This is a genomic window from Caulobacter sp. DWR1-3-2b1 (genome assembly GCF_049895765.1).
GTDB lineage: Bacteria > Pseudomonadota > Alphaproteobacteria > Caulobacterales > Caulobacteraceae > Caulobacter.
On sequence record NZ_JAFCSZ010000007.1, the window covers coordinates 155952 to 164240 of the forward strand.

The 8289-nt window shown below is 68.5% G+C and carries 8 protein-coding genes and 1 pseudogene; 5 read left to right on the forward strand and 4 right to left on the reverse strand.

Features of this window, described 5'->3' with window-relative positions; translation table 11 throughout:
• The first annotated feature begins 2 nt into the window (after positions 1-2).
• From ACP69S_RS09525 to ACP69S_RS09535, 3 genes are all read left to right on the forward strand, one after another.
• A complete protein-coding gene (locus ACP69S_RS09525) occupies positions 3-941 on the forward strand; it encodes a lipid A-modifier LpxR family protein (protein ID WP_425996604.1) in 939 nt (312 codons plus the stop codon).
• A gap of 82 nt (positions 942-1023) precedes the next feature.
• Positions 1024-1344, forward strand: coding sequence for a hypothetical protein (locus tag ACP69S_RS09530; RefSeq protein WP_425996577.1), 321 nt, complete (start codon positions 1024-1026; stop codon positions 1342-1344).
• Between the two features lie 114 nt (positions 1345-1458).
• Complete coding sequence (locus tag ACP69S_RS09535; protein WP_425996579.1) at positions 1459-2145, forward strand: LuxR C-terminal-related transcriptional regulator; 687 nt, start codon at positions 1459-1461, stop codon at positions 2143-2145.
• A 24-nt stretch (positions 2146-2169) separates the two neighbouring features.
• Here the strand turns inward: ACP69S_RS09535 and ACP69S_RS09540 are convergent, their stop codons facing one another.
• The 4 genes from ACP69S_RS09540 to ACP69S_RS09555 form a co-directional block, all read right to left on the reverse strand.
• Positions 2170-3402, reverse strand: coding sequence for a patatin-like phospholipase family protein (locus tag ACP69S_RS09540; RefSeq protein ID WP_425996581.1), 1233 nt, complete (start codon positions 3400-3402; stop codon positions 2170-2172).
• Between the two features lie 7 nt (positions 3403-3409).
• Complete coding sequence (gene trhA, locus ACP69S_RS09545) at positions 3410-4072, reverse strand: PAQR family membrane homeostasis protein TrhA (protein ID WP_425996583.1); 663 nt, start codon at positions 4070-4072, stop codon at positions 3410-3412.
• 71 nt (positions 4073-4143) lie between these two features.
• Positions 4144-4929: a sulfite exporter TauE/SafE family protein gene (locus ACP69S_RS09550; RefSeq protein WP_425996585.1), complete on the reverse strand. Its 786-nt coding sequence runs from the start codon at positions 4927-4929 to the stop codon at positions 4144-4146.
• A gap of 71 nt (positions 4930-5000) precedes the next feature.
• Positions 5001-6482: an alpha/beta fold hydrolase gene (locus ACP69S_RS09555; RefSeq protein ID WP_425996606.1), complete on the reverse strand. Its 1482-nt coding sequence runs from the start codon at positions 6480-6482 to the stop codon at positions 5001-5003.
• A gap of 111 nt (positions 6483-6593) precedes the next feature.
• Here ACP69S_RS09555 and ACP69S_RS09560 point away from each other — a divergent pair, with 111 nt between their 5' ends.
• Both ACP69S_RS09560 and ACP69S_RS09565 read left to right on the forward strand, forming a co-directional pair.
• Complete coding sequence (locus ACP69S_RS09560) at positions 6594-8075, forward strand: LytR/AlgR family response regulator transcription factor (protein ID WP_425996587.1); 1482 nt, start codon at positions 6594-6596, stop codon at positions 8073-8075.
• A 90-nt stretch (positions 8076-8165) separates the two neighbouring features.
• A pseudogene (locus ACP69S_RS09565) lies at positions 8166-8289 on the forward strand (IS481 family transposase); the annotation flags it as partial.

Sequence of the window (8289 nt, forward strand, 5' to 3'; positions counted from 1 at the left end):
TCGTGACCGTGGTCATGACCGGCGCGCCGATCTGCGCGTTCGCGGCGCCCAAGGCACAGGCCTCTAAGCCCGCCGCTCCCGCTCCTGTCAGTTTCAAGCTGGCCCCCGCCGTCGCCGCCCAGCCGATGAAGCTTGGCCTGCGTGATCCAAGGCCGGTCGATGCGGCCGGCTTCGCGCCGCGCGAGATCGGTTCACCGGAAGCCAGGGTCGAAGGCGCGTTCGCCCTCTCGCCGGCAGCCACCTTCGGCGATGTGCGCCTGCTGGACGCCGACCGCTACTATGACGGCCGCGGGCCGGTAAGCTGGCGCTCCAACGCCTTCGTGGTCGGTCAGACCAATGGCGGCGCGGTCGACTCGGTCCGCGTCTCGGTCGCCGCCGTGGCCCGTAACGCCGCCGTGGCGCCCCTGAGTCTGGTGCGGCCCGACGGCCAGGCCTTCGACGCCGAGAATATCGACGTCACCCTGACGCGTGGCTGGCCCTCGGCGGTCAAGCTGGAAGCCGGCAAGTACGCCCTGGATTTCTCACCCCATGCGGGCTTTGGCTTCGGCGACGCTGGCGGTTCGGCCGAGGCCGGCGCCACGGTCCGCCTGGGCAAGAACGTCGAAGATCGGGTCAGCGACTCGCTTGGCCTGCGCGATGGCGACGAGGCCTTTGGCCAGCGCGGACGCTGGTACGTGTTCGCGGCCGCCAGCGGCCGGGCTGTGGGCCTGAACATGCTGCGCGGCCAGAACGGCGACTGGAGCCGGGCCGGCATGAGCACGGACGTCAACAGCAAGTTGATCGGCGACGCCCAGGCGGGCGTGGCTTGGCGCAAAGGCCCGATGCAGGCCTCGGTCGGCTATATCCATCGCGAGATGAAGGCCAAGGACGTCATCATGGGCATGGCGACCCAGAAAGACTCGATGGTCGCCCTGTCGTTCAGCCTGAAGCCGAATTGGTAAGCAGACATATCGTGCGAGCGCTTGAGTTTCGCGCCGCGATCATGCAGCTAGCGCCGGTCCTATCCACGAGCCGACCGACGTCATGACCGACAGCGAGCCTCCTCGCCGCAAGATCCTGAGCCTGAAGAGCGGTATCGCCGCTCCTGGGGGTCCGAAACCGCTGGAGCGCATCGCGCGCCCGGCGCGCTTCTCCGCGCCCGAGCCGCTACCCCCACCGCCTCAAGCCGTGGGCGACTGGAAGTGCAAACCGTGCGGCACGCGCTTCGATCCCTCGCCGGATCTGACCGACGAGGACCATGTCCGCTGCCCGTCGTGCAATGCGCGTCTGGGCCTGGCGTCCGACTTCCGCAGCGACCCACCCAACGTCGAGAAGCTGCGCGCCCGTCACCTCAAGAAGGCCTAAATTCTGCCCGCCTGACGGTGGTGTCCTTACAAAGTAGACAGTCGTCGTGCGCTCAAGCAGAGTCAGGCCGTCGGGCCGCGCATTCGGCCGCTTGGGTTCGCTTGCGAGATCAGGATGGATGAGCAAGCGACGGCTATCGAGCGGTTGACCAGAAACGAGCGCGATTGCCTTCGCCGACGTCTCCAGCCGCAGACGGCGAAGGAGATAGCCATGGACTTGGGCATCTCGCCGCATGCTGTGGAAAAGCGCCTCAAGATGGCGCGTGCTAAGCTTGGCGTGACATCGTCCCTCGTGGCGGCGAGGCTGCTGGTCGCGCATGAGCGAAGGTACCAGAACATGGTACCCCATATTTGGGACCTATCTCCGCAAGGGGATTCGGGCGAGGCGGATGGCGACCTCCGCACAATGCGGCGGCAACGCAGTCATCTGATCCTCGGAGGTATCGCCGCCATGAGCATTCTGATCATCGCCGCCGCGACTCTATTCGCCGCGCAAACCGAACCCCAGGGTGCGACCCGCGTCCAGGCTTTGTCGTTCCTTGAAAGAAGCTTCAGTCAGCTCGACCGAGACCGGTCGGGCTTCGTTGAATTGAGTGAGGCGCCCGCAGCGATGGAGCGGATGCCTCGCAGCGACGGCAAGGAAGGCTTTCTGCTCAAGCCGATGGCTGACGGCGTGCAAAGGTGGATCACCCATCACGACGCAAACAGCGATGGGAAAGTCGATCAAGGCGAGTTTGTCGCGCGCTCGCTTTCCGCAGTTGAGAAACAGGGCATACCCACGCTCCCGGGAGCGGCCCCCTGAGCAGGCCCCGAATGGGAGGGCCGGCTATTCCAGGGTGTCGGCAGGTCCTGGGGTAATGTCGGCCCGAGCGGTCTGGCGCTTGAACAGGCCGCGCCAGCCGGTCGGTTCGGCTGACGGGCTGGACCAGATGGCGTTGACCCCAGCCAGACGCTCGGCCTCGTCGAAGATGGCGCGCATTGTCGCGGTGTCGAATTTCAGCATGTTCAGGTGGTCGAAGCTCGACGGGATCGAGGCGACACTGAGCGGCAGGTTGTGGCGCGCGCAGAAGCCCGAGGCCAGGCTCAGCGCCTGCCTGTAAGAGAACCGCAGCATGGTCTCGAAGCTGCGGCCCATGATCGAGGCCACGCCCGGCGGGGTCGAGCGGGGCGAGGGTTCCAGCACGGTATTGACGATCACATAGACCCGTCCGCGACGCAGGCGCTCGCCCAGATTGCGCCAGTGCAGCAGGGCGTCCGGCATCAGGAACAGCGGTGCGGCCACGCCGCCGTCCACATGCATCTCCTGGTGCCGGACGCCGGCGGCCTCGACGTCGAACAGTTTGGGCGGGAACAGGCCGGGCACCGTGGCCGAGGCGATCAGCACATCGCGGAACAGGCGCACCGAAGCCTCGCCGCCCTTGGCTGCGATGGCGCCCATGTCCCAGATGGTGGCCTTCTGGCTGTCGAGATTGGTGGTGGCGATCAGCAGGCGGCGACCCCGGGCGTGCTCGCGGGCCACGGCATTGATCACCACCTCGTCGATGAACGGCGAGACCAGGGCGTCCAGGCCCTCGCCCTTGAACAGGCTGGGACCGAGACCGGCGAAACCCTTGATGCTGAACAGCTCGGCCGCGTGGCCGCCGACATAGGCGTCGGTCAGCCGCTCGTCCCAGGCCGAGCCCAGGAAGGCCAGGGGCGCGATCAGGGCGCCGGTGCTGACCCCCGTGACAATAGCGAATTCGGGCCGCGTGCCGGCCTTGGACAGGCCCGTCAGCACGCCCGCGCCGAAGGCTCCGCCGGACGCGCCGCCCGACAGGGCCAGGATGTTGAAGTCGTCGCGGCCCAGCAGCGAGCGGGTCGGGGCCAGGCGGTTGGCGACGGCGTTCAGGGCCTGGTCGGCCTGATCCACGGTCAGGCGCACGCCCGGGAAGCCGACGATGTCGGCCAGGGTGTCGGCCGGTGGCGCGGTCAGGCGCTTGCCCTTCAGCGGGTCAGGCAGTTTGCGGTCGCGAAAAAAGCCCTGGATCGTGATCCGGGTGTTGTCGACGGGGTCGTTCAAGCCGGTCTCACCCGTGGGCGCCGCCGGCCAGGACAACCCCGACCAGCACGGCGGCGTAGTGCAGGCCCGCGCCGCCCACCACATGGCCATGCCAGATGGCGCGGCGGAACTTCAGGCGACGCATCAGGTAGAAGATGGTGCCGGTTGAATAGACCACGCCGCCGATGGCCAGCAGCAGCAGGGCCGGCCAGGACAGACCCTCGATCATCGGCTTGATGGCGACCAAAACGAGCCAGCCCAGCGCCAGGTAGAGGCCGACCCAGAACCGCTTGTCGAGCCCGGGCAGGAACAGCTTGGCCAGCACGCCGATCCCCGCGACGGTCCAGACCGCCGTGGTCATGCCGATGGCCCACCAGCCGGACAGGTTCTGGGTGGTGAAGGGCGTGTAGGAGGCGGCGATCATGATGAAGATGCCGGCATGGTCGAAGCGGCGCAGCAGCGGCCGCCAGCGGGCCTTGGCGAAATTGTAGGCCGTCGAAAGCGACAGCATCAGGATCAGGCCGACCGTATAGACCGACACCGCCGCCACCTGCTGCAGGTCGCCCATGCCGAAGGCCAGGCCCAGCAGGATGCCGCCGCCCAGCAGGGCGCAGGCCAGGCCGGCCAGATGGACGATCAGGTCAGCGCACTTGGCGGCCGGGGTCGGGTAGTGGGTCGTAATGTCGGTCATGGCGCTCAGTCTAAACGCATGGAGTGACGTAAGAACGACGAACATCATGGCGCCGAAAGGGCGAGCGGTCCTCAGGAAAGCAGGTCGATGGCCCCGTCGAAGACCAGCTTTCCGCCGACCGCGACCAAAAGGACATAGATCACACGATAGAAGCCTTCGGCGGGAACCCGTCGCACCAGCCAGACCCCGGCCCAGGTCGAAGCGACGGCCAGGGGCAGCAGCACGCCTGCGGTAGCCAGCACCTTGGGGGTGAACTGGCCTAGGGTGATATAGGCCGGGACCTTCATCCAGTTCACCACGGCGAAGAAGATCGCGCTGGTGCCAATAAAGGTGTCGCGGGGCAGGCGGCGCGGCAGCACATAGATCTGGAACGGCGGCCCGCCGGCGTGAGCGATCTGGCTGGTGAAGCCGGCCGCCACGCCGCACAGGACGCCCAGCCAGGGCCGACCCGCCCCCCCTTTGGAAGATTGGGTTCCGGCCTGGGTCGCGACCTGGACCGCCCACTCGGCCCACAGGCGCTGCAGGGCGAAGACGATGGAGATCAGGCCCACGGCCAGCTCGACGGCCGCAGGCGACACGAAGGCCGCCAGCGCCCAGCCCAGGAAAATGCCGACCGCGGCGGCTGGCAGCATCAGTTTCAGCAGGCCCTTGTCCCAGGTCCTGCGGAACGCCCAGACGCTGACGACGTCCTGGACGATCAGGATCGGCAGGACGATCGAGGCGGCCAGCACCGGCGACACCGCCAGGGCCATCATCGGAACCGCCACCACCCCGATCCCCGCGAACCCGCCCTTGGCCAGGCCCAGCAGGATCACCGCAGGGATGGCGACGGCGTAGAAGAAGGGGTCGGTCAGCATGGATTTTGCCATAGCAGCTAGGGGCTAGCCCGACCACCGGCCCCCTCCAGGCCTCGCGCCGCCTCGCCCGATCACGCCACCGGGAATTTCGGCGGCGGCAGGCTCAGCCGGGTGTCGGACACAGCCTCGCCGCGGAAGAACCGCACCAGCAGGGTCTGCACGTCGGGATGGGCCTCGAACACGTTGTGGCCGGCGTTCTCGACGATCACCCGCGACCTGCGCTGGAACTGGGCGGCCACCTCGTCCTGCTCGGGCAGCAGCGTACGGCCGTCCAGTGTTCCGGCGACCAGCAGGGCGGGATGGTCGATGCGGATCGAGGCCCGGAAGCCTTCGCCCAGGTCGACGCCCGGGACCGCACCCAGCAGTTGCGGCATCGGGAAGTTCAGCGCCTCGCCCAGCACGGCGGTCTGCGCCTCGCGCCGCACCAGGGCCAGCCGGCCCGGCGAGATCCCGGACGCCAGATCCGTGGCCTCGGGCATGCCGGTCACGCTCAGCCAGTCGGCGACATCGCCCAGGAACGGCGCCAGCATGTCCGTCTTCCCCGCGTCGAGAGCCAGGTACAGGCCGGGCAACATGGACAGGGTGTTGGGATTGGCGATCAGCCCGCCGGCCAGCAACTGGATCAGGAAGCCGCCCGCCTTGATCTCGCCGGGCGCGCCGTTCAGCTTGACCTTGGTCGCGATCGGCTGCGCCTCCAGCCTGATGTGTACGCGGCGCATCAGGGCCGGCAGGTCCGGCACGGCCGCGCGGGCGACAGGGTCGGCGCCCAGCAGGGTGTCTACGTGGCGCAGGAGCGCGTCGGTCTGGGCCGGCCGCTTCACGGTCTGATCCTGGCCCTCCAGGCTGGCCAGGGCCACGCGATTGATCCGGTCGCCGTGCCGCTTCAGCGCGCTGAGCGCCAGGTGCGTGCCGTAGCTGATGCCCCAGAGGTCGACCTTCTCGGCGCCCAGGTGACGTCTAAGGTCGTCGATGTCGTCGGCGTTCTGTTCGGTGTTGTAGCCGGTCATGGCCACGCCGGCCTTGGTCCAGTCGACCCAGGCGCTCTGGAATTCCGAGCGAAAATAGGACGTCAGGCCGGCCTGCGTGAACTCTGGCGGTGGACCCGTGAAGGCGGGCCGTTTCGGGATGGCGTTGGACAGGCCCGTGCCCCGCTGGTCGAAGGCGATGACGTCGGCCACCTCGCGCAGGGCCATGAAGATCGGAAAGCGCGGTCCCGCCGCCGCCCTCGTCCCCATGCCGCCGGGGCCGCCGGCCAGGTAGATGATCGGGGGACCGGGCTTGGCCGCCGTCGAGGCGAACCGGACATAGCTCAGCCGGATCTTCCGCGAGCCGGGATCGCGGCGATCCTCGGGGACCTCGAAGAAACCCCACTCGGCGTCGGTCTCCTGGCCCTGCCAGCCCTTGAAGCGGAAGGGGCCGGCCTGCGGCGGCGAAGTCGCCAGTGCGGGGGCCGGACCGGAGGTCGAGGTGGGGGCCTGGGCAAACGCCATGGCCGGAAGGGCGAGGCCGGCGGCGGCGAACAGGGCGCGGCGATTGAGCGAGGTATGGGTCATGCCGACAGCTGAGCCATTCCCGGCGCCGTCAGCCACGCCGCTCCGGTCAATGGCGCCCGGGCGTAGGCGAATGGCGGCGCATCTCGGCGAGCGGCGCCTTAGAGTGTGGCCATGTGGCGAATCCTGCTTCTCGGCCTGCTCCTGTCGGGCCTCACGACCGTGGCCCGAGCCGCGGATACGCCGTGGCAGGCCTGTCATGGCGTGGCTGGCCCGGCCGGCCCGGTGCTGAGCAACTGCCGGCCGATCCAGGATTTCGTCGATCCCCAAGGCCGCGAGCTCTGGATCCAGTCCGTTGTCAGCGCCCCTACCGACACTCGGCCGCGCGCCCTCTATATGGCGGGCGTCGCTTCGTCCGAGGTCTGGTTCAACGGCCAGCGCCTTGGCGTCAATGGCCGTCCCGGCGCCACCGCGCTGGACGAGGTCCCCGGGCGCTACCAGGCGGTGTTTCCGATCCGTGAGACGGCGTGGCGACCCGGCGCGAACAGGCTTGTGCTGCGCCTGTCGTCATTCCACGGCGGCCTGCGTTTCGCCCGCCCGATGAGCGCGATCGGCGTCTTCCCCTATCCCTATCCGCAGCGCCCCGCGCTGCTGGCCGTCACCTTCGTGGCGGCCGGCGCCCTGTTGGCCGCAGCGTTCGGCTTTGGCGTCATTCACGCCCTGCGCCGCACGGGGTCCAGCCTGGTCCTGGCCGCCCTGGCCGGGGTCGCGGCCGTGCAGGCCATCGTTGAGAGCCTGCGCACCCTCTTCGACTACGCCTATCCCCTGCACGCGTGGCGGATGAGCGCCATCTGGATGCTGGCGGCCGCCTTCGGGATTTTGTTGGTCAGCTATGTCGCCGGCCGGTTCTTGCCCAAGGCCTGCGGCCTGATGATCGGCCTGGCCCTCGGCGTGGTCGGCGCCACGGCCCTGCTTCCGGGCTTCGACGTCAAAACGGTCTGGGCGCTGATCCTGGGGGTGGCGCTCGCCGCCCTGCCGGCCGCAGCGGGCGTGCGTCGGCGCGTCCCCGGGGCGCGGCCAACCCTGGCCTATCTGGCGCTGTTCCTGGCCGTGGCCCTGGGGTTTCCCGAATGGCTGGCGGACCTCTCATTCTTCCTGCTGGCCGCCGGTCTGGTGCTGCCGTTGCTGACGGTCGAAGTGGTGCGGCTGGGTCGCGAAGACCGCAGCCGCGAGGCCGCCCTGACCCGCGCAGCCAGCCGCCCCGACCGCCTGACCGTGGCCTCGGCGCGCGGTGTCGAGCTGGCGCCCATCGCCGAGATCCTGGCCGTGTTGGGGGCCGACGACTATGTCGAGCTCCGAATGGTGGGCGGCCGCAGCTTGCTGCACGCCGCGCGTTTGGACGGTCTGACGACCCAATTGCCGGCGAACTTCCTGCGCATCCACCGGTCGGTGATCGCCAATCTGGACCACGTACAGCGCCTGGAGCGTGACGGTGACCGCTGGCGACTGCACCTGAGCGAGGGCGCGCCCTTGCCCGTCAGCCGCTCCCGCCAGCCTGCCCTGCGCGAAGCCCTGGACGCGCCTTCCCCCCGCGGCGCTGTCGGCTTAGCGGCTCGCCGCGCGCGAGAAGGGCAGACATACAAGTTTCAATTGTAATATTCGGATAACGGCGAAATATTAACCCGCTAGGTGTTTGGTCCCGGGCTTTGATGGTGCAATCTTTTCCGCCGAGTGGAAGGAAGCACTATGGACCAGATACTGCACGGAAGCGCCCGCACGACTGAGGCGGTCCGTCGAGCGATACAGCATAGTCAAGAGAGCCTGAGGGCTCTGGCCGGGCGGCACGGGATCAACCAGAAGACGGTCGCGA